Origin of the sequence: Oligoflexus tunisiensis (assembly GCF_001748245.1) — a bacterium.
GTDB classification, from domain to species: domain Bacteria; phylum Bdellovibrionota_B; class Oligoflexia; order Oligoflexales; family Oligoflexaceae; genus Oligoflexus; species Oligoflexus tunisiensis.
In genome coordinates, this window is record NZ_BDFO01000001.1 from 1,965,838 (window position 1) to 1,987,122 (window position 21,285).

The following is a 21,285-nucleotide window of genomic DNA, read 5'->3' on the forward strand; positions in this document are numbered from 1 at the left end:
GTTTGAGAAGAAGCTGGCTTTACCTGAATATTCTGAGCCTGACACTGACGATCGGTGGCTGTCTGCCACTGCGTGCGCAAAGCTCCGCGTCCACAGAGGACGTGTGGATTCAGAGCGAGGCGGATGACCCTCAGGGTTTCAAGGAGGTGCTGAAGCTTCAGCTGAAGGGCAAAAGTCCCACATCCCATGAGTACCTGCATCTCATGGCTCGCCTTGCTTATATTTGTTATCTTCTGGATGATAGGGAAACTCTGGAAGAACTGCACCCGTCCCTTAAAAACCTAAAAGACCGCGCCTTGGAATCCAAACGCCTGGCTGATGCCGCGCTGCTGAGCGTGGGGCTCAGCCTTTGGGCTCTGAATCAGGAGGAAAGCCAGAAGGCGCTGGATTTGGCCAGAGGAGCCATCGACCTGGCCCGATCCAGCCAGGACCCGCATAGTCTTTTGCGTGTCCTGGATTTCCAATCCCATCTTCTCTATCGGCTCGATGCGGATGAGCAGTCCCTGCAGGCGATACTCGCTGCCAAATCGGATCTCAGGAATTACCCGAACATCCACCCTATCATGCGCCTGATCGTGGAAATCAATCTGGTCCAGCAGAATTTCGAGGCGGACCGGACCTTGAAAAACCTTCAGCTTCTTGAACGCTATTATCGGAAAATCGTCCCAATGAACCTGCGCTTTCAATCCGGCATCCTTGCCTTTTTTCTGGCTGATGCCTATTTCAATTTAAAGGAACCGGATCTGGCGAAAAGTGAGCATTATTTCAAGGAGACCTTGGCGAAGGCCTTGTCGATCCGCGATCTCTATACGGCCGCTGCGGCTGCTTCAAAATTGGCTAGCCTCGCCAACGCACGCGGTGATGCTGCGGCGGCTCTCGCGGCCGGTTATCAGACGCTTGAACTCACCACGAGCCAGGGTCTTATCTGGCGTTTCAAAGCCTGGCGGGAACTGGCCATTGCTCATATGAACCGCAATGAAATGCCTCAGGCTCTGGCCGCGATTCAGGAATCCCTGAAGGCGATCAAACCGGAACAAGGCACGGAAAAATCCAAGTCACTCCGCGTGGCCATGGCCATTCATGAAAAAATGCAGCAGCCTCAGGCAGGGCTGGAAAAGGCCAGGGACCTGATCGAAATTCTGGAGCGCAGGAATTTGCAGAACAAGGTCGTGATGAGTGACAGCAAGGCCCTTCTGGGTCTTGAAGCCTCGCAGCTGCAGAACCAGCTTTTGGAAAAGGATCGTCAGCTGGCCGTGAAGGATGCCCAGCTGAAGACGATCGAATTGGAAAAGGCAAGACGGGAGAACGATTTCAAGACCGTCATCGTGGTCTTTCTGATGATTACCGTTCCGGTACTGTCCCTGTTCCTCTTCTTTGTCTATCAGCAAAGAAAGCGTATCCATGAGCTGAACGTTCACCTGCAGACCGATGTCCTGGGACGCTTTCTGCCGCCCGTTCTGGTTCAGGATGTGGTGAACAGGAAGATCGCCTGGGATGCCCATGCCAGGGAACTGGAGGTCACCATTCTCTTCGCGGATCTTGTGGACTTTACCAGACAGTGTGAGAACAAGGACCCGCAGCGCATCAGCAGCATCATCAACCGCTTTTTCAGCGCGATGAGTCAGGTCATTCATTCGGAACAAGGAACGCTCGACAAATTTATCGGGGATGCTGTCATGGTCCTCTTTGGAGCGCCTGTCAGCATGCCCCTACAGGACCAGGTGGATCACGCGGTCGCCTGTGCTCGCAAAATGCTGGAGGCCCTGCATGAACTCAACGAGGAACTCCGGTCTGAAGGGGAGAGCCTGCTTTCCATGCGCATCGGTCTTCACGCGGGACCTGTCGTGGCAGGCATGTTTGGAAGCACGCAGCGCACCGACTATACCGCGGTCGGCATGACAGTCAACATCGCGTCACGGATTGAAGGAATGGCCAAACCGAATCAGATCCTGGCCTCAGGAGTCGTCGTGCATCGGCTCGACGCCGCAACCTGGCAATCCGCAGGTCTGTTCAAACTGAAAGGGGTGAGCGAGTCTCAGGAACTGTTCGCCATCCATCCCGATCGACCTTCCTCCCGCATCCTGCCTCAAGCCAGTTGACTGCCATTGACCTCTGAGGAGCTGTTTATTACCGGGTTTTATGCGGAATTCCTGTAAAAAATCCTGCCAGTGTTTCCTTTCTTGTCACTCTCCAACTTGAAACAAACGTCTGTCGCATGTGGTCGGTAGAATAAGACAGCGGTGCGGACGCGCCGTTATTCCTGCCGTATGTTATCTGGCTCAACTGCAGTAAGGCCAACGCTTGTGGCAGGGAAATCACGCGCGGCGCGTTCCTTGCACAAGCGATTTTTTTTGGTAGCACACAAGCTGATTGAATGGAGGCCACTATGGAATTGAAGCTGAAAGCCCTGCCCTGCCTCGCGCTGATGGCTGGCATAGGACTCATGAACACCCAATGTTCGAAGGATGAATCCGAAGACTCCGATCTAAAAATTCGAAACGGCCGACAGGTCGCCGAGAATGCCAGCGGCCCGGATCGCTTGTCAACTGTTGGAATTTCCAGCGGTTGTACAGGAACCGTCATCGCTGAAAACCTGATCCTGACGGCCGGACACTGTCTCTCCAATGGCGCGATGAGTGTGGTCTTCAGAACCAATATGTATGCGCAGGGAACCGGCGCAGTTATTCCCGTGGAACGGAAGGTCGTGCATGCCCAGTATAAGCCCACCGGGCCGTATATTGTTCCCTATGATATCGCGATGCTGAAACTCTCGAAGAACATTCCCGCAAACTACAAACCTGTGAAACTCCTCCCGGCCTCGCAGCCCCTGAGATCGGGCGAGGCGGTGTTGCAGGCTGGCTACGGTGAGACTTTGCAGAGAGGTGGCGGCGCCTTTGGAACGCTGCGTTCTGTGAATAACACCTATTCCGGCCGCGGTTCGTATGGGCGCGTGATCGTAGCCAATCGGAACTTTACCGGGACCTGTGCCGGAGATTCCGGTGGTCCGCTGTTTGTCAATCGCAACAATGAATGGTATGTGGCCGGCGCTCTCTCCGGCGGTCAGGAATCTGCGCAGTATGGTTGCCACGGTGGTGGGACCTATACCGGCGTCGCGGAATTCCATAGCTGGCTGGTGAAGGCAGCCCAAAATCTCACAGGCAAGGCCAATCCCTTCCCGGAGGGCAGCACAGCCACGCAGCCCGGCACGCCGACACAACCTGCTGTGTTGAGTTTCGGTCCCTTCGGTGCAAACGAGAACAAGCTGCTGACAACTCTCAATAGCACGGAAGGCAAGTACGTAAACTTCAAGATCGAACTGGATACGGAGTCTCATGCTCAGTGTGAGTTCGATCATGTTCTCATTCAGGATGCCGCCGGATACTCCCGCAAGCTTTGCGGCAAAGGCACCTGGAATGCGAAAAACTTTGTCACGCCGGTGAAGGTGACATTCGTTTCCGATCCTTTGGAACACTCCCGCTCCGTAAAAATCAGCGCCATCAATTACTATGATGCTGTCGCCCAAGGCCAACAGTCGAGCGCGTCGGATGTTTCGGAAGCCATTCCAGAAGAAGAGGCGCAGGAATTTAAAGAAGAGCCTTGATGAAAAATCTTCAATAGCTCCCAGGGAGAAGCCTTCGTAGCTTCTCCCTGCATCGGATCCATCATGGAGCACCAGCATGAAACATTTTGGTCAAGTCTGCGGCTGTGTTTGGTTCACTGCTTTGGCCTGTGGCAGGCCTTCCGTTGAATCTCTGTCGCAGCCGGCGGACAGCACGGAGCAACTGCTTTTCGAGGACTTCAATCGCGCCTTTCAGGATTCCATCTTTCACTTTTGGGGCGGTGGCACGGCCTTGCCACAACAGTCGGCAGCCGATGCTGCCGATCAGCAGGTGGTGACACTGACACTGCCCAAAGATAGTCCTGCCGGTCCTCCCAAGGGACCCAATCTGGAATGGCGAGCCGAGCCCTTTTTGTTTGGAACCATCGAAGTGCGGTTGAAAACTCCGAGCTGTTCCACCAGGCGGGAAGGCAATGTCTCGGGTTTCTTCACCTACTTCAATGATGGATCGGATCCGAATGGCAACGGCTATGCGGATAACAGTGAAATCGACTTTGAATGGCTGTGCGCTGAACCGGAATCGATTTATCTGACGATATGGACTGACTTTGACGAGGCCACAGGCGCTCAGCAGAGGGTGATTCGCAAGATCAATCTTGCGCAAGGGACCATTGAATATACGCGCTTTGCGGACGGCTGGGGAGCTGTGAACACAGAGCCCCTCTCCGGAGCGGAAGCGCAGCCGGAGGTTGTCCCGGCCCTCCCGGATTACAATGCGGCCGCGCGCTTTTATGAATACGGCCTTACCTGGGAAAGGGAAGGGGTGCTGTTCTGGATCGTGCATCCTGTCAGTGGAGAAAAGCTCGTGCTCTGGAATTACAGGGGTCCTGTCTCAAGGATTCCGCAGGTGCCGGCGCATCTGCTCCTGAATACCTGGCATTCCGCGACCTGGGCTCCCGAGGATACGCCGGATGCCCTGGAAGCTCCGAAGACGGATTTGACGATGCAGGTGGATTGGGTTCGCATCCGCCGCCCTTGAAACGCTCAGCTGGCCGAGCGGTCCGCTTCTCCTGCGATCGCTGGAGCTGTCCGAACGGCGAAGAGAGCCACCGGCTGCTCGATGCCTTTAAGGCGGAAACTGCCGGCATAGGATTTTTGAGCGTCCGTCAGAAACCGGGCCACGCTTTCAGAGACCAGAATCTGATTGGGCATGGCCTGGCCTTCGATGCGTGAGGCAAGGTTCACTGTGTGTCCAATCACGGTATAGTCGGAGCGGCGTTCACTGCCAAAGGCTCCGACCACGCCGGGTCCCTGATGGACGCCGATGCGCATGGCAAAGGTTGTGTTGAACCGCTGCTGCCATTCGATGTTCAGGCGCTGGAGACATTCCACCAGTTGCAATGCGCAACGGGTGGAGGCCTCGGCCTGCTCGGCGGGCGTCAGCTCCTGCGGGGCTCCAAAGACGACCATGATGGCATCACCGATGAATTTGTCGATGACGCCGCCATGGGCGAAGACGACTTCACTCATGTCGGCAAAAAAGCCATTGAGCAGTTCGGTCAGGTCATGAGGCTGCATGCGTTCGGCGGACTTGGTGAAGTTCACCAGATCCGCGAAGAGCACGGTGACGACCCGATGCTGGGCATTCTGTTCAAAGTGACTTTTTCCGCTCAGGATATCGCTCACGATCCTGGGCGGCAGAAAGCGCTGGAGCACCTGGGTTTCGATGAAACGGTGCAGCTTGCGAATCTCGCGATTCTTGCGGCTCACCCAGATCAGACCGCAGAGCAGAAAGATGGCGATGAGGACGATGCCAGACGTGGCATAGATAATGGTTTTGCGCTCGCGTTCCTGGAGTTCGTTCTCCGATGTCAGTGCCTTGTTTTTTTCCTGTTCGAGCTGAAGTCCAAGTTTGACCATGTGCTCGGAAAAATTTTCCTGGCTGCGCTCCTCGATATATTTTCTTTCAAAAGTTGTCTGAAGAGTCCTTTCCTCATAGGCTTGCTGCCAGCTCTGCATCTCTGAATGGATATCAGCCGCCAGTTTGTGGAGATTGGTGTGCTGCGAATAGAGATTGCTCGGCATGTCCCTTTTCAGTTCAGCCAGAATCCGAATCGCTTCCGCGTGGCGTTTGAGCCGCCGATAGTTATCCGCCTCGATGAGCACGGCTTCCCCCACAGTGGAATAGTACCCCATCCTGCGGGCATGCGAGGCCGCACGTCGTGCATGATGGATGGCTTCCTCTGGCTTTTTTTGAGCCTGAGCGATCTGGGCGAGCGTCAGTGCAGCCAGTCCCTGGATCACAACATCATCGAGGTCTGCGGCCATGCTCTCGGCTTTTTCGAGAATTTCGATGGCTTTGGGATAGTCGATGGGGATCCGGCCTGAAGCGAGAAGGACGCCATAGTCATGCAGCATATAGGTGCAAAGCGCGCGATAGGGAACGGTCTCGCATGCATCGGCCAGTTCCCGGGTGACCTGGGCCACGCCTTCATGCTGATTGGCTATCTTATAGAGAAAGACCAGGTTCTTCTTCAGATTCAATCGATCAATATCCGCAAGATCCCGCGCGGATTGAACATGCTCGGGTGCGTGTTCCAGAAGTTTCATGATGCGTGTGGACTGTCCCGTGTACTTGAGATAGCCCTTGTAGTTACCAATCACAAGATAGGTATTGCGCAGGGATTTATGTTCCTGGGCAATCGCCAGGGCCTTTTCATAAGGGGCGCTGACATCAGAGCCAAACTCATGGGCCATGGCGGCAAGGTCCTCCACTGTCAGGGATTCGAGAAAAGACCCTTCAATAATGAGCGCATCGATCATGTGCTCCCAGAGGTCGAGTCGGGCCGCGATGCGCTTGGCCCGGAGGATATGCTGGGCGATGCCTGGCATATGATGGATCGCATCATTGGACATGCCATAGGCGCAGAAAACTTCCAGCCAGCGTCGCGGATCCTTGTCGGGATTGATCGCGGTCAGCAACCTCTCCGCTTCCGCGAGCAGGGGACGGGGATCATCCCAGTACGCGCGATAAGTGGAAATCCGGTCCCCCCAAACATAGCTCGTCGCGGGCTCGGCGCCGTGGAGTGGCGCCAACCAGGGGCTCAGGAGGCTGAGGAGCCAGAGTATGGGCAAGGCCTTAAACAAACACAATCTTCCCATCATTTTTCGTAGGTTCCTGCCTCAATTGCATCGGATTTTCAGGGTCTGGTATTGATCCCACGGGCAGGGGTCTGACGCAAAGGTATGCATTTTGGGTAATTTTCCAGTGAGCGCGCACCCGGAGCTTCATGCGGCGACCCGGAATCCGAGGCAATACATGTTAAAATGGTAGAGATTGTCATTTTCCAGAGGACCCTTGCCATGCGCGTTCTGTTTCTGGCCCTGCTTCTGCTCCTGCCGCTGACGATGCAGGCCGCCCAGGCTCCACGCCTGGATCAAAGCTATGATGAGCTGTTCAAGAGCATGATGGATGATCCCAGGGCCATCAATCAGTGGGCCCGGACGCAGCTCACTCAGGATGGGCTGGAAACCCGGGAGCCTTTCCATTGGGCCAAGGCCATGGCCATCTATCTCAGCTCCTGCATGGAGATTGGCTGTGAGGACGATTCCTATGCCACCGAAGAAAATATCAAGAAGGCCATCGCGATTGCGGAGAAGCAGGCGGACAAACCTCTGCTCATTCGCCTGCATCTGATGATGGACGGCATCAATACCGACAGCGGCGTGGAGGTGACGGATTTTCGCAGCGTTCTGGAGCCGATCAAAAAGCTGGCCGAGGACAACGGCGGCGGACGACTCCTGGCCGATGTTTACCGCGAATATGCGGCAGCGGCCGAGTCGGAAAGCAATCTGCAGCTGGCGCTCATTTATGCAAAAAATGCCCTGGAACTGGCGGAGGATTATGGTTATCCCGGGGACATCCTGCCCATCCTTATCAAGAATGATAGTGCGATCCTCGCCAGTCGCATGGGGGATCATGAGAAATCCGTCGTGCTCTATCAGCAGGTGATTGAGTACTGCAAGCTGGAAAACATTCGCCATATGGGAGCGATTGCCCTCATCAATCTGGGAAGGAACTACACAAGGCAGGACAATCCGGAAACCATCCGCAAGGGTTTGACTTATTTTGATCAGGCCGATGTCGCGATCCAGGGTCTGAATGAGGATCGCCTGGCCGCGTTCAGCGAACTCACCCGTGGGGAAGCTCTGCTCAATCTGAAGGATTATGGCAAGGCTCATGTCTTTATCGATGCGGCTCTTAAAAAGTTCAAGAAGCTGGACTCCATCATCTGGACGGCGGATTCCCTGCATTGGAAAGCCCGGGTTTATCTGGCTCAAAAACGCTGGGCCGAAGCGCTCAAATACCTGAACGAATCCGATGCCCTGTTTCCCGAGCACCTGCAGAACGACAAGGCGCAGCTGGCCCAGGAGCGTGCGGACGCATTGATGGGTCTGAAACGTCCCATCGAGGCCTTTCGATCGTTGCAACAGTTCATCGACATCCATCAGAAGATTGATGAAAAGAGCAAGAAGGAGCAGCTGAATGAACTGCAGGTGAAGTTCGGCTACCAGCTGAAAGAGCAGGAAAATCAGCTCCTGAAGAAGGAAAATCAGATCAAGGAACATCAGCTGAGGGAAGCGGACCTGATCAAGACGGTCGCCGTCATTCTTGGATTTTTGATCCTGGTCTGTCTGCTCCTTCTGTTTTTCGCTCTCCTGCAGGTGCGGAAAACCAGGCAGGCCAAGGCCAGAATCCAGTATATTCTGGATAACATTGAAGAGGGGATTATCACAGTTGGTCGTGACCTCAAGGTGGAATCCAGCCTCTCGCCTTACCTCGACCATGTCATTGGCCACGACGCGCCGGATTCCGCAAGGCAGAATGTGATGCTCTATCTCCTGGAAAAATCCGAACTCAAGGCTGACGAGCGGCACATGATCCGCGAAGTGATCACCTCCTGTATCGACGAACCCGCCCTGGTCTGGGAGTTGAATGTCGGTAACCTGCCTCAGACTTTAACTCTGGATCACGGGGAGCGGATCATTTCCCTTCATTGGCAGCCGCTTTATGGCAAGGATAAAAAAATCCGACGCATTATCGTGGCCATGCGCGATATCACCCGACAGCATAAACTGGAACTGGAGATCGATCAGGCCCGGACACAAAGGGGGCGGCTCCAGCACATCATGGAAGAGGTCGCCCGGCTTTCCCCGCAGCGCTACCAGCAGTTTATTCAAGGCTCAGTTCCGCGAGCCGAGAAGATTCGGCAGGGAGGCTCGGCTTTGCGTGATCTCCTGCCTGAACTTCACAGCCTGAAAGGGGAGGCACGTAGTCTGGGCTTGCGTGATCTCGCCGCGATCACCCATCAGCTCGAGGATCTTTTGGATGGACGGCACCAGATTCCGCCATCGGACGATGCGATCAGGGAAGCCATCCATCTATGGCAGGACGTTTGGCGAGACTATCAGAGTTTTGCCTTGCTGATGAGTGCCCGCGAAAGCCAGCCTGCAGGTCTCGAAGGCAGCAGTCTGGTGCAGATCCTGGCGGATCAGTGGGGCTCGCTCCAAATGCACTGTAAAAACCTTGGCATTCCTCTGCATCGTGTTCAAATCGATGAAGAGATTTTCGAATGGAATCGTGATGTGCGGCAGGCGATCAAGGATGTGCTCCTGCATTCGATCATCAATAGCATCGATCATGGCTTCAAGGATCAAACGGATATTGCAAAGCCTGAGCTTCATGTGAGACTGCAGCGCAGCGCACAGGGACAGATCCAACTGAGTGTGCAGGATAACGGCCGTGGATTGAACTGGACACGCCTTCAGGAGCTTATCAAGGAGCGGAACTTTGTGCCTGAGCCCGGGCAAAGCCTCGCGGACGTCGTGTTTCTGGAAGGATTGAGCACCGCTGCCGAGGTTTCGCAAACCAGTGGTCGCGGTGTGGGACTTTCCGCCATTCGCCGGATCGCCCGGACATTCAAGGGTGACGTGCATATCAAGGATAGGGAAAACCAGCCCGGTTGCGAGCTGGTCATCGAGCTGATGGATTCAGCATCGTGAAGAAGGAACCGGGCCAAATCCCTTGGCCCGATTCCTGTGTGACTTAAGGCAGTGGGCGATCACAGGCGCTGAGACCCAGAGTGCGGCACATGGCCTGCACAAAGTCGGTGGCGGATGGATTGCCGGCCTTTTGCAAGGACCAGATCATCATACCGTTACCACCCTGGCTGCGCACATAACTGGCCCGTTCCGCGGCTTCCGCAGGGGTTGATACATGACCACCCCAGGCTTCCGGTGGAATCTCCACACCCAGCATCAGAGGACCCTTGTACAGTTCACGATAGGCTTGGAAGGCCTTCTTCGGATCATAACCGGTTGGAGTGCCGGCAGGTGCGTTCGGACCACCAGCATCATAGGACATGATGTAGATCGCATCAAAGTCCGTACCGGCGGCTTTCAAGGGGTTCACATAAAGACCAAAGTTGGATCCGATCAGATTGCCGTTAAACGACGAAGCCGGATACTTGGCCGTTCCAAAAGCACCTGTGCTCCACGCAGCGGTGGTGATCAGGTAAGGTCTTGGCAAGGCACGGCGGAAGGTGCGAATGATCTGGATAAACTCCTGATCACCAGGACAGGACGTACCGCCGGAACCCCATGAGCAAACGCCTTCGGTTGGCTCATAGTCAAGGTCAGCACCATCCGCGCCCAAATCCCTGACGAGAGCCGCCACAGCCTGGGCATTGGCCTGTTTCCAGTTCACATAGGTGGCGCCGCCGATCGACAGAAGAACCTTGGTGCCCGGATTTTTGGTTTTCAGAACTTTGATGGCATCCTTCACGACTTTAAAGTCCGAGGAGAAATCCATACCGGTTCCAACCCAGGACTGTTGACCAGCCTGGTAGCTGGTTTCCGGGCGCACGAAAGACAGAAGGACCGTGGTGATATAAGGGGGAAGTTTGGCCAGACTTAAGTTGCTGCCTTCTGAAGCCCACCCGGCACTCCAGCTCTGATAGTACGCAACGATTTCCTGACCGCCAGGAACAGGCTGGGGCAGAGGAGCTGGTTCAGGATCAGGCGTAACAGGGGGCTGCGTTGGTTCAGGATTGGGTTCCGGATTGGGCTCGGGTGCCGGTCCAGGGGCCGGTGCAGGAGTTTCCGGTACCGTCCCAACGCCGAGATAGAGTCTTGGCTGGGATGGTTCCGCATCGGCTGTGAATTCGAAATTGAGCTCATCACCGGCGTTCAAACTTACATTCAACCAGGTGGCCGCAGGATCACGACTGTAGGAGAAACCATCAGCATCAAGCTGCCAGTTGATCCAGCTGAAATAGTCGGGATTGCGACCCCAGGGTTGCGTTTCGGGTTTTGCGCCTGAAAAGCGCAATTTGGCTTCGGAAAAGTCAAGACTGCGACCGCAATCGTTGACCAGTTTCAGACTCGCAATCCTTGAGTTGGCATTGTAGGAAGGCGTAAACTTCGCACATTCCACCGGACTCAGGATGCTGCTGACTTGGGACGTATTGGACTTGTCGGAACAACTCCAGAGTCCTGAGGCAAGAAGGATCGCAATGGGAACACGTAAGGAGAAACAACTCATCAAAAAAAGCCTCCAGGTGCATGGTTTGCGTGGCGCGGAGAGCACCACCACATGAGGCTTTAACATGATGCGTGGAGGAGAGTTGAAATCGGCTTTCTGTCAGGATGCTTGGTTGAAAAATCGGAGAGGCGCGAGGGGGAGTCTGACTTCCAGCTGCGTTCCAGGCTGCGCCGGGCGGTCCATGAGTCTGACCTGGCCACCATGTTCATCACAGAGACCCTTGATCGCGGCTAAACCAACACCGCGACCGCTGCTCAAGCTGAGCTGATCGGCTGTGGAAAAACCATCGCGGAAGAGGGTTTCCACCAGCTCCTCCCGGGTCGTGGTTGCAAGGCCCTTCGATCGAGCCAGGTCTTCGATTTTACTCCATTGAATGCCTTGTCCGTTGTCGCCGAGGCTGATGATCAGAGCATCAGTGTCCTGCCGTATTTCCACCTCAAACTGAGCCTGGATTCGGCTGCGAAAGCTATCGGGTGCGCGCACAAAACCATGATCGATGCTGTTGCTGATCGCATGCAAAAGAACCGTGCGCACCAATTCGGCTGTTGGTTCATTCCAGTCCTCGAGGGCATCCGTGACCCGTGCTCCGCCCCAGCGAATGCCCTCCTGCTGCAGGCGGCTGCGGGCTTCAAACAGGAGATCCGACGCAAGCGCGAGAAGATTCAGGCGACGGGAAACCTGAGTGGGAAGGGCCGGATCTTCGAGCAGGGAACGATAGCCGTCGATCAACTGCTGAAAGTGGTTGAGATTTTCCTGAAGCTGATGCAGCTGCTGGGTGCTCGTGGCATGGGCGCAAAGGTCCTCGAGCTGATGGATCTCTGCAGCGAGTTCCTTGAGGCCATGGGTCCGCGCTTCCCCTTTCCAGGTATGCAGATGTCGCAGCAGTATCGCCAATGGAGGCGGTGTGACGAGGTTGATGTGATTGGCCTCGTGCAGGCGCTGCAGAAAACGTTCAACCTGTAAGCGATCGGCGTGCCGAAGTTCCAGAACCCGGATGTTGCGCTGGTCTCTTTCGTGACGTTCGTTCTGAAGCAGCTTTTCATAGTTTCTTTGTTCGGTGATGTCACGCAGCACGAGCATCACATGGTCGGTCAGGCCCACGCGATTGAGGATCGGATGCCAGAAGAGCTGCAGAATGCGACCCTTCAGCTGAATTTCACTCGGAAGGTGAACGGCGTTGAATTCCCAGGCGGTACGATCCTCGTCAATGATGGCCGACAGACAGGCCTCGATCATGGATTTTTGCTCCGTGGACTCTGGAAAAAGCAGATCCACAATCGGTGCGCCGCTGAGGGAACGCTGGCCCAGAAGTTCCTCCAGATGCTTGGAATAAGGGTGTGCGATGCGACGGTCGGCGCCGAAGCGAAGGATCCCTTCATGCACCGAGTCCATGATCTCCTGCTGCAATTTTTTCTGACGCTTGATCTGATAACCCTGCCAAAGGCCCCAGAGCATGACGCCGACGATAATCAGACAGAGGCCCAGGGTGGCGGTGAGGAACTGCTTTTCCTTTTCCGCTTTTTCGAGAGCCAGCTGCTGGTTGCGATTTTGCTGATCGAGAAGGGATCGGGCCTGCCTTTGGTTTTCGAGTTCCACCTGCAGAGTCCGGTTTTTTTCCTCTTCAAGTTTAAAATTCAAGGCCGAGGACAGTTTGCTGAGTTCGGCACTCTCTTCCGTTTTCTTGCGCGTTTCCCAGTAATCATGGTAGGCGAGGTGAGCCTTGTAGGCCGCTTCAAAGTTGCGTTCGGCCGCTGCTATGCGGCTTTCGAGGGATAGTGTGCGCTCCGTATAGATATTGCCATATTTGGGATTGCGGCGAACCTTATTGATGGTCCGCCGGGCTTTGCGGATATCCCCGGCATTCAGATAGGCTTCCGCCAGAGTCAGGATGCCTTCGGTTTCAAATATTTTGTCATTTTCCTTTTGATAGATGGCGATCACCTCATGCAGCAAAGGAATCGCCTGGGCCGGCTGTCGGTCGAGGTACGCATGAGCCTTGCCACTCAATGCTCCGGCCAGAGCATCGCGGTCCCTGGATTGGGCGGCGAGTTTGATCGCGGCATCAAAGTAGGCAATGACCTCGGGGGAATGGGGGTCGATGTCCCGATAGGCGAGTCCGATGTTGCAGGCTTCAATGGCTGCGGAGTAGTAATTCTTCTGCTCGGAGAATTTTTGAAAAACCTCCTTGCTGATACGCAGGGCCTCGTCTTTACGATCCAGATAATACATGAGGATGGAAAGCGTACTCTGCGCGTAAAGATAATGCGGATGATCTGGATGAGCCTGCATGATCGCCAGAGCTTCCTCGATCGCCTGAATCCCGCCGTGCCTGTTATGAAAGATGCTATAGGTATAGGCTGTCTCGGCGAGGATCATGCCAACGAGCAAGGGATCGTTGCCTGCCCTGGCCGCCTGAACGGCTTTCTTCAGTTCGTCCACGGCCTGTTCCATGGCCTCCTCACCCCGTGACTGAAGAGCTTTGCTGAGATAAAGGGTGGCCAGAAGATGAGGATCGGCCAGCTGCTGGGCCTGCTCCAGAACGGTGGAATAAGGCGGGGCCTTGTGCACGGTCCTGACCTGAGCCGAAGCCAGGGCATAGGCCTTGAGCCAGGCCCGCGGATGATCGTTGGCGTTCAGCGAAACAAAGAGCGCATCAATTTCAGCCTGGGCCTCGGCTTTAAATGCAAAGGTCTTCAAACGCAAGGTTTCCAGCTGCTGCAGGGCGGTTTCATCGGCGGCAGGGTTGGCCAGGGCGCGTGCATTCAGGCTCAAAAAGAACCAGAGAAGAAAGAAATATGGAAAACGCTCCATGGCTCCCTTTCCGAAACAGTCGCCCCATTTCATTTTACACGGGATATCGTGGGTGAGGATGTCTTTTCCTGGGAAGAATGTGCCTGGCGGAAGGCTTTCCGATCATTCCCGAACGGCCGCCTGACTGAGATCTGCAGAAAATATGTTGGCGATGAGTCGTTCCACCTTACGGGTCTCATCCATATCAAACATGCCTTCATCGAGAACATGCATAAGCAAATAATCGTTTTCGATTCGACAGCTCACCGTGCCTGGAAAAAGACAAAGAACAGCCGCGACGGTAACGCGAGCCAACTCGTCCTCGGGTCGGATTCTGAAAGGAAATTTCATCAAGTAAGGACGCAGAACTTTGCGAGGGGAAAACGCTGCCCAGGCCACGCGCGCTCCCCCCTTGTAGGACTGATAGAAGAAATAAGGCAGGAAAACAAAAAGAGCCACGAGGTTCAGCGATTTTGTGTTCTGTTCATCATAACTCAGAATATAACTCGCCGCTGTCGCCACCACGACCACCATCAGACCAAACCACCATTGAAAGGTTGATCCTTCCGCAAGCACGGACCAAAGGATGGCCAAAGCTCCGAAACGCCTGAGAAGCCATGACCTTAATTTCCTCGACATCACATGCCCTCCAGGCTGAGAAACGCCCACAACGCAAACCAGATTGCCAGCAGGAGCGTTATCCCCAGGCGCCACCCGGTTTGAAGCTTCAGGGAAAACTCCACCGTGCGTCGGCTGCGCTCCTCAATTTTGAGACTGCTGATAAAGATTTGCATCCTCGTCGTGACGTAATAAGCGCCCTGATGGATCAGATCCGGCCCAACGACAGTCATCATGTGTTCCATTCGATTCTTAATGCCTTCGAGCGGGCGCGGTGTCAGCCGCGAATCGTGTTGCCAGATTCTTTTGGTTAAAAGCAACGCTGGTACGGCACAGACCAGCACAGGCCAGAAACCTTGCCAATATCCCATGAAATCCAGGCGCGGAATCTCCGCAGGCAACAGAACGGTCAAGGTCCATGGCAGAAGCCAGGCACCAGCGAGGCACAGAATGAGTGCAGCCAGCCATGGCAACCATCGTCCCGTCGGTGGCAACGCCTCACTTTCCTGGCGCCAGCAGAGAACGAGAAAACGCACAATCAGGAGCGTTGTTCCCACACTCCCCGCCACCAGTGTGACCGATGACAGGGCATGCCAGGTGCCTTGGGGGCCGCCGATCAATTTGAGTAGGGATTTTGCCAGAGCCCCACTTGTATAAGGAAAGCCAACCAACGAAAGGCTGGTGAAGACGAGGGCCCCCAAAACACAATAACGCAAGCGCGGTGTGGACGCCTGATGCAGAAGAAGGCTCAAGCCCAGAAACATGGTGACTTTGGTCACACCATGGTGAAAGACAAAGGCCAGGGCTGCTGTGACCGTGCCTCCGGCATCACCTCCCGGTTCCAGGGCAGCCCCCATGGCCATCGCCAAATAACCCATCTGGCTCAAACTGGAAAAGGCCAAGGCGGATCTGGCCCTGCTTTGCACGAGTCCCACCAGAACTCCGTAGAAAGCCATCAGCATGCCGGCAAAAACAATGAGACTGGACCAGGTTTCCGAGCCCGTTCCGCCAAGAGGCAGAAAACGAATCCAGCCGAGGATTCCGGCCTTGGTCATGGTCCCGCTGAGTATGGCCGTGGCCGGCAGGGGAGCCGCATAATAGGCGCGCGGCAACCAGAAATGGAAGGGCACAAGGCCCACCTTGATGCCAAAACCAAGGAAAATGCAGCCGTAAATCCAGTTCCTGATCGGGGAATGATTCACAGCGCTCGTCACTCCGGAAAGTGCGAGGGTTCCACTCACATGCGCTTCGAGAATAATTCCCGCGAGAATGAGCATTTCACCGCAGAGGGCGAACGCAAGATAGAAACGTCCCGCTGAGAAGGATGCCTCGGTGCGTGCCTGCGTGACAAGACCGTAGCCGGACAGGGTCATGATGCCAAAAAACGTATAGAAGCTGGCCGCATCCATGGCCATGGTCACTCCCAGATTGCCGCTGAGAGTCAAAAGATAAAAGAAACGATAGCGCCTCCCGTGTTCCGCGTCCTGGAAATAGTCCAGCGAGAAGAGGCCTGAAACACACCAAAGAAAGGCGGTCAGAAGCAGAAAGGCCCGCCCCACATGATCGAGTCCGATGGTTGATCCCAGCAGAAGATGCGGGTACATCACTGTTGTGTCCAGAGGCACGATGAGAGCGAGCAGAAAAGCCGGTACCGGAGCCAGACCATAAATCCAGCGCAGAAGCCGATCGAAGGGCGGATAAAGACCGGCGATGGCCAGGACCATGGGCAGAAGCGCGCTGAAGAGAAGAAGGGTGTTCATGGGAAATAAACCCTTTCCACAATCATCCGCGCGGCTCCGAGGGGGCTGATCGGTGATGCTGCAAAAACTCCGGCGCTCAGCGACATGATTGCTGTGACCACGGTTGGCCACAGCAAAAGCGGTGAAATTTCAGGGCGCCCGGTCTTGTGATTTTCCAGCACCTGCTGCATGTGATCAGAAGGTGGTCGGAACCAGGCGGCATGGATCATGGGCAGAAAATAGGCCGCATTCAGAAGACTGCTCGCACAGAGAACAGCGATGAAACCATAGTCGCGAGCCGATGCCGCTCCCGCACCCAGATACCACTTGCTGATGAACCCGGCGCCGGGGGGTACCCCAATCATTCCCAAGGCCGCGACGCTGAAGGCGATCATGGTCCAGGGCATGCGGCGACCCACACCATTGAGTTGATCCACGCGGTGAATGTCGAGTTCTTCGGCAAGATTTCCAGCACAGAAAAATAAAGTGATCTTCATCATGCCCTGGTGCACGAGATGGACCAGGGCACCCACGGTGCCGATGGGTCCCCAGATGCTGAGACCCAGGACGATATAGGACAGCTGACTGATGGTGGAATAGGCAAGACGCTTTTTGATATCGACCTGAAAGAGGGCCCGAAGGGACCCATAGAGGATGGTAAAGGAAGCCAGATAAGCCAGCGGCTGCAAAACACCGAGGGCTTCCGCTGTATCCGTCCCAAAAACATTGTAGATGAGGCGCACAATGCCAAAGGCCCCCGCTTTCACGACGGCCACAGCATGCAGCAGCGCACTCACGGGCGCCGGGGCCACCATGGCTTTCGGGAGCCAGCCATGCAGAGGAACCAGAGCGCACTTCACGCCGAATCCGATCATCATGAGGATAAAAATTGCCGTCAATTGTGTCTGATGATCCAGGACATAGGGCCCGAGGGATCCTCCCCGCACAAATTCCACTGGACCGGCAAGCACATGAATCCAGGCCGTTCCCATCAGAAAAAGTGTGCCACCCGACAGCGTATACACGAGATAGACCCTTCCGGCCCGCAGGGCTTTTTCCGTGCCGCGATGCACCACGAGCGGATAGGTGACCAGCGTCAGCATCTCATAAAAAATAAGCAGTGTGATGAGGTTCCCTGCGAGTGAAATGCCCATGGTGGCGGTGACACAGAGGCTGAAAAAGCAGAAGAATCGCTTGCGGTAAGCGGATCCTTCCAAATAGCCGATCGCATAGATGGTGGTGAGTAACCAAAGCGCGGCCGAGAGCGCCGCGAAGAGGAGCGAGACCCCGTCCACACGCAAAATAAAATCAAGGTCGCCCACGAGCGGAAAGCGGGCTTCGAATTCAAGCCCCTGATAAACTCCATAGGCTATGACCCCGACCAGAACAAGTTTGGCGATGGCGCCGATCATGTTCACCGTGGTGCGCAGGGTCTTTTGCTCCTCGCGAATCATCAGAATCAGAAGGGCCGGGATGAAGGAAGTAAGAGGCAAAAGGATGGGGATCAGGATTTTCCAGTTCATGGCTGGTCTCCTCCGGAGAAAGGGGATCCAAGCTGCATGAGGCTGAAAAGTTCCGTGGGCCGGACACCGAGCAGAACAATAAGCAGAGCCAGAAAAAGGGCAGCCATGGGCATGACAGCCGGAGCTGCGGGTTGAATCTCCTCATCGGGTTGATCCAGAAAAGCAAACCAGAGGACACGAAAGACGTAAATTGAAGCCAGAAGCCCTCCCACCAGGATGACCGCTCCATAGGTCCAATAACCAAAGCGTATCGATGACGTCAGAAGCAGCCACTTGGCGAGAAATCCCGTGCTGGGAGGCAGACCGATGAGACTCATGCCGGCAATCCCCCAGGTGAGAGTCGCCACGGGAGCTCGGGCCGCCGTACCTTTCATCTCGTGAATGAGATCATTTTCACCCACTTTTAAAAATATGCCGGCCACCAAAAACAGAGCGGATTTCGCCAGAGCATGCGAGAGGACAAAGAAAATCGTTCCGTTCCAGGCATCCAGCTGCGCGGCAGTATTTTCTGAATCCATCGCGCTTTTAAGCAGGGGAAAGGCCAGAAACAAATAACCGATCTGAGCCACCGTGGAATACGCGACCATAAGTTTGAGACGGGTTTGAATGATGGCCTGAAAGGAGCCCCAAAGGATGGCGCCCGCACCGAGGGCTCCAATGAAATGAACGGTCCAGGGTCCAGAGGTTTCTGGAAAGACCTGCACCCAAAAGCGCAGCAGCACATAAAAGGAGGCTTTGATCACCAGCGCCGAGAGAAGCGCGCTCACCGGCGCCGGAGCGATGGAATGAGCGCCCGGCAGCCAGAAATGCAAGGGGACGAGCGCGGATTTAATCATAAGGCCGGCGGTCATCAGACTCAGCGCGACCCATAAAACCAGGCTGTCGGTCGGCTGCGAACGGATGAGAAGCCAATCGAGAGTTCCGCATTGCCCATAGACCAGAGTCACACCGAGGAGATAGGCCAGCGATCCCACCAGAGCTGTCATGAGATAGCGGTTGGCGGCTTTCAGGGCTCCCGCTCCGGGCTCCAGAGCGATGGCAGCCACGGCAGCCAGGGTGATCAATTCCAGGCAGACGTAAAGTGAGAAAAGGTCGGCCACCAGAAAAATGGCGTTGAGTGCTCCCCAAAGAAAAAAGAACACAGACCAAAAACCTCGAACCTTCCGCACCGCCTCAGCCTGTTTCTCTCCGAAATAGCCCAGCGCATAGCACGCCACCGCCGTGCAAACGGCTGCCGTGAGCAGCAGCATCACCGCCGCGAGCCCATCCATGTGCAGATTGATGCCAAGCGGCGCTTTCCAGCCGGATATTTCATAGCGCCAGGCATGAAGATCATAGGTCCGCGCAGCCACCTGCAGCGGGGCGGCCACCAGAAACGGCAGCAGTCCCGCAACGATCATCTTCAGATAACGTTCAGCCGCCAGAAACGTCGTCACACCTGCAAGGAAAGGCAGGAGAAGGGTGATGACAAGAGCGGCTTCATTCAGCATGAATATCCTGCTTTGCTTTGTTGGGGTCAGGATGTGCCGGCGTCATGTGATCGGGTTCGAGCGTACTGTCCCTGGTCAGGACATAAAGCCGATGCGCGATGGTCAAAGCCAGGGCGGTGGCGCTTACGGACACCACGATGCCGGTGATGACGACGGCCTGCGGCAGCGGGTCCGCGACTGCACCCACGGCATTGCGTTTGCCGAACGCTCCCATGATCAGAAACACGCCGCTGCCCAGAATATTCCAGGCCAGAATTTTGCGCAGGATATGCACATGGATGGCCATGCTATAGACGGCCATGCCGATCAGCATCGCCCCGGTGATCGCATGAAGCAGATAAGGGGAGAGAATGTTCGGCATCATGAAACCGGTGCCTCCACCTTGGAAGTGATGGCGTACAATATATTAAGAGTCAACGCGATGGACAGCGTGGCCGCGATTTCCATGACCAGAATATAGGTCCCGGCCCAGGGGATGGGATATTCCAGTATTCGTCCGCCGGCGGCGAATGTTATCACCGCGACCACAATGAAGGTGCCAAAGCCCAGCGCCAGCGTCGCGCGAAAGGCGAGGGATGAAGCGGCCGGAAAATATTTCTGGCCCGCCAGCTGCAAAAAGATGCCCGCGGCTCCTATCAACGCTCCGGCCTGGAAGGCTCCTCCGGGTGAACGGGCTCCGAACCAGAGCATGATGCCTCCGATGACGATCAAAAGCGGCAGCATGGTGCGCGCGATCACCGCGATATGCGGATGCAATGGGTAGGCTGGAGGCAGGGGCAGGCTCTCGCGATTGATACGATCGACTATGATGGCGGAAAGGGCGGCGAGCAGGAGCACGCCCAGTTCCAGCCAGGTGTCAAAGGCTCGGAAATTCAGCAACACGGCCGTTACCGGATGCGAGGTACCCGATACAGCCATATGCGATTCCACGAGGGGCAGAAGACCTTTGTTGACGAGGCGCAATTCCCACAGCGTCCATCCCAGGACGCCGACCAGAATGCTTGCCAAAAGACCCACGAGACGACTGCGCCAGCCATGGAGTTTCGTTTGATGCAGGACGGGATCGTCTTCATAAAGTCGAACCGCCCCCAGCATCAAAGCCCCGGTCAGCCCTGCTCCCACGCTCGCTTCGGCAAGAGCAACATCGGATGCACCCAACTGCACCCACACCAGCGACAGAAGCAGTCCATAGGCGATGAAGAAGACGGTGGCCGCAAAAGGTCCACGACCAAAGAGAGCCGTCCAGGCCGATCCCAGTAAAGCCGCACACAGCAGCAGATCATAGACCTGAATTCCGTCCATCGTCTGTCTCCCGATCCGCAATCAAAAAGCAAGTGAAGGCACCCGCCAGCAGGGCGATCAGCCAGATCATGAGTATTTTGAGACCTGCCATCCATGATTCAGCCTGAATCATCAGACCCATCGCAATGAAGCCAAGACCAATGTTGTCAGCTTTCGAGAGAGCATGGAGGCGACTGGGAGTATCGGGAAAGCGCAGGAGGCCCAGGGTCCCTGCCAGATAAAAAATCGCGCCCAGGACGAGGAGCAGTATGGTCGCAATGTTTGCTATTTCATTCATTGATCCTTGGCTCCGTTCTGGATGCATAGGATTTGACGAATGCAACCGATGTCAGAGCCGCAAGGGCTACGAAAATAAGGGCAATATTGCGAAGGCTGGGTTGTTCAAGAACTTCCGCCATAATCAGAAACAAGGCGACAGTTGCGGTCCCAAGGAACTGACTCGCCAGCATGCGGTCCGTTCGGGAAGGGCCTACGGCAATGCGGAAGCCGCCGAGGATAACATTCACCATGATAAAAGCAGCCAGGACGAAATAAAGAGTGTCCATGTTCATCTCCGTCGACTGCGGCTGTTTCATTTCCGTTGGTTCGACAGGCATGCTCGCCAGAAAAGAAGCTAGCGTTCGCCTGTCCTAATGTCAATCCGCGGAGGATGATGCGCACG

15 protein-coding genes are annotated in these 21,285 nt (G+C 55.5%); 4 read left to right on the top strand and 11 right to left on the bottom strand.

Annotated elements, in window-relative coordinates:
• The first annotated feature begins 2 nt into the window (after positions 1-2).
• The 3 genes from OLTU_RS08525 to OLTU_RS08535 all read left to right on the top strand — a co-directional run bounded on the left by OLTU_RS08525 (position 3) and on the right by OLTU_RS08535 (position 4,598).
• Positions 3-2,099 carry an adenylate/guanylate cyclase domain-containing protein gene (locus OLTU_RS08525; protein ID WP_141732332.1) on the top strand — a complete coding sequence of 699 codons (2,097 nt, stop codon included), beginning with the start codon at positions 3-5 and terminating at the stop codon, positions 2,097-2,099.
• A 287-nt stretch (positions 2,100-2,386) separates the two neighbouring features.
• Positions 2,387-3,601, top strand: coding sequence for a trypsin-like serine protease (locus tag OLTU_RS08530; protein WP_176736449.1), 1,215 nt, complete (start codon positions 2,387-2,389; stop codon positions 3,599-3,601).
• 76 nt (positions 3,602-3,677) lie between these two features.
• Positions 3,678-4,598, top strand: a complete 921-nt coding sequence (locus OLTU_RS08535; RefSeq protein WP_141732334.1) for a glycoside hydrolase family 16 protein — start codon at positions 3,678-3,680, stop codon at positions 4,596-4,598.
• A gap of 5 nt (positions 4,599-4,603) precedes the next feature.
• Here OLTU_RS08535 and OLTU_RS08540 read toward each other — a convergent pair whose 3' ends face one another.
• Positions 4,604-6,694 carry an adenylate/guanylate cyclase domain-containing protein gene (locus OLTU_RS08540; RefSeq protein ID WP_218109924.1) on the bottom strand — a complete coding sequence of 697 codons (2,091 nt, stop codon included), beginning with the start codon at positions 6,692-6,694 and terminating at the stop codon, positions 4,604-4,606.
• Positions 6,695-6,922: 228 nt separating this feature from the next.
• On the opposite strand from OLTU_RS08540, the gene OLTU_RS08545 reads away from it, so the two are divergent.
• Positions 6,923-9,622: an ATP-binding protein gene (locus OLTU_RS08545; protein WP_176736451.1), complete on the top strand. Its 2,700-nt coding sequence runs from the start codon at positions 6,923-6,925 to the stop codon at positions 9,620-9,622.
• A gap of 43 nt (positions 9,623-9,665) precedes the next feature.
• On the opposite strand, the gene OLTU_RS08550 is transcribed toward OLTU_RS08545, so the two are convergent.
• The 10 genes from OLTU_RS08550 to OLTU_RS08595 all read right to left on the bottom strand — a co-directional run bounded on the left by OLTU_RS08550 (position 9,666) and on the right by OLTU_RS08595 (position 21,220).
• Entirely contained in the window at positions 9,666-11,162 is a 1,497-nt protein-coding gene (locus tag OLTU_RS08550) for a glycosyl hydrolase family 18 protein (RefSeq protein ID WP_141732337.1), read from the bottom strand.
• A gap of 99 nt (positions 11,163-11,261) precedes the next feature.
• Complete coding sequence (locus OLTU_RS08555; RefSeq protein WP_176736452.1) at positions 11,262-13,973, bottom strand: ATP-binding protein; 2,712 nt, start codon at positions 13,971-13,973, stop codon at positions 11,262-11,264.
• Between the two features lie 102 nt (positions 13,974-14,075).
• A complete protein-coding gene (locus tag OLTU_RS08560; RefSeq protein WP_141732339.1) occupies positions 14,076-14,591 on the bottom strand; it encodes a Na+/H+ antiporter subunit E in 516 nt (171 codons plus the stop codon).
• On the bottom strand, positions 14,591-16,330 hold the full coding sequence (locus OLTU_RS08565; protein WP_141732340.1) for a complex I subunit 5 family protein: 1,740 nt from the start codon (positions 16,328-16,330) through the stop codon (positions 14,591-14,593). The genes OLTU_RS08560 and OLTU_RS08565 overlap by 1 nt, the downstream gene beginning before the upstream one ends.
• Complete coding sequence (locus OLTU_RS08570) at positions 16,327-17,832, bottom strand: complex I subunit 5 family protein (RefSeq protein ID WP_141732341.1); 1,506 nt, start codon at positions 17,830-17,832, stop codon at positions 16,327-16,329. Before OLTU_RS08570 ends, OLTU_RS08565 begins: the two co-directional genes overlap by 4 nt.
• Positions 17,829-19,322 carry a complex I subunit 5 family protein gene (locus tag OLTU_RS08575; RefSeq protein WP_141732342.1) on the bottom strand — a complete coding sequence of 498 codons (1,494 nt, stop codon included), beginning with the start codon at positions 19,320-19,322 and terminating at the stop codon, positions 17,829-17,831. Before OLTU_RS08575 ends, OLTU_RS08570 begins: the two co-directional genes overlap by 4 nt.
• On the bottom strand, positions 19,312-19,686 hold the full coding sequence (locus OLTU_RS08580) for an NADH-quinone oxidoreductase subunit K (RefSeq protein ID WP_218109925.1): 375 nt from the start codon (positions 19,684-19,686) through the stop codon (positions 19,312-19,314). Before OLTU_RS08580 ends, OLTU_RS08575 begins: the two co-directional genes overlap by 11 nt.
• Positions 19,683-20,624 carry a hydrogenase subunit MbhD domain-containing protein gene (locus OLTU_RS08585; RefSeq protein WP_141732343.1) on the bottom strand — a complete coding sequence of 314 codons (942 nt, stop codon included), beginning with the start codon at positions 20,622-20,624 and terminating at the stop codon, positions 19,683-19,685. Before OLTU_RS08585 ends, OLTU_RS08580 begins: the two co-directional genes overlap by 4 nt.
• A complete protein-coding gene (locus tag OLTU_RS08590) occupies positions 20,602-20,901 on the bottom strand; it encodes a cation:proton antiporter (protein WP_141732344.1) in 300 nt (99 codons plus the stop codon). Before OLTU_RS08590 ends, OLTU_RS08585 begins: the two co-directional genes overlap by 23 nt.
• Positions 20,894-21,220, bottom strand: coding sequence for an MrpF/PhaF family protein (locus OLTU_RS08595; protein WP_141732345.1), 327 nt, complete (start codon positions 21,218-21,220; stop codon positions 20,894-20,896). Before OLTU_RS08595 ends, OLTU_RS08590 begins: the two co-directional genes overlap by 8 nt.
• Between the last annotated feature and the right edge of the window lie 65 nt (positions 21,221-21,285).

Coding starts and splice junctions, on each gene's coding strand:
- OLTU_RS08530 (WP_176736449.1), top strand. CDS start 2,387: ATGGAATTGAAGCTGAAAGCCCTGCCCTGCCTCGCGCTGATGGCTGGC.
- OLTU_RS08535 (WP_141732334.1), top strand. CDS start 3,678: ATGAAACATTTTGGTCAAGTCTGCGGCTGTGTTTGGTTCACTGCTTTG.
- OLTU_RS08545 (WP_176736451.1), top strand. CDS start 6,923: ATGCGCGTTCTGTTTCTGGCCCTGCTTCTGCTCCTGCCGCTGACGATG.
- OLTU_RS08550 (WP_141732337.1), bottom strand. CDS start 11,162: ATGAGTTGTTTCTCCTTACGTGTTCCCATTGCGATCCTTCTTGCCTCA.
- OLTU_RS08555 (WP_176736452.1), bottom strand. CDS start 13,973: ATGGAGCGTTTTCCATATTTCTTTCTTCTCTGGTTCTTTTTGAGCCTG.
- OLTU_RS08560 (WP_141732339.1), bottom strand. CDS start 14,591: ATGTCGAGGAAATTAAGGTCATGGCTTCTCAGGCGTTTCGGAGCTTTG.
- OLTU_RS08565 (WP_141732340.1), bottom strand. CDS start 16,330: ATGAACACCCTTCTTCTCTTCAGCGCGCTTCTGCCCATGGTCCTGGCC.
- OLTU_RS08570 (WP_141732341.1), bottom strand. CDS start 17,832: ATGAACTGGAAAATCCTGATCCCCATCCTTTTGCCTCTTACTTCCTTC.
- OLTU_RS08575 (WP_141732342.1), bottom strand. CDS start 19,322: ATGCTGAATGAAGCCGCTCTTGTCATCACCCTTCTCCTGCCTTTCCTT.
- OLTU_RS08580 (WP_218109925.1), bottom strand. CDS start 19,686: ATGATGCCGAACATTCTCTCCCCTTATCTGCTTCATGCGATCACCGGG.
- OLTU_RS08585 (WP_141732343.1), bottom strand. CDS start 20,624: ATGGACGGAATTCAGGTCTATGATCTGCTGCTGTGTGCGGCTTTACTG.
- OLTU_RS08590 (WP_141732344.1), bottom strand. CDS start 20,901: ATGAATGAAATAGCAAACATTGCGACCATACTGCTCCTCGTCCTGGGC.
- OLTU_RS08595 (WP_141732345.1), bottom strand. CDS start 21,220: ATGCCTGTCGAACCAACGGAAATGAAACAGCCGCAGTCGACGGAGATG.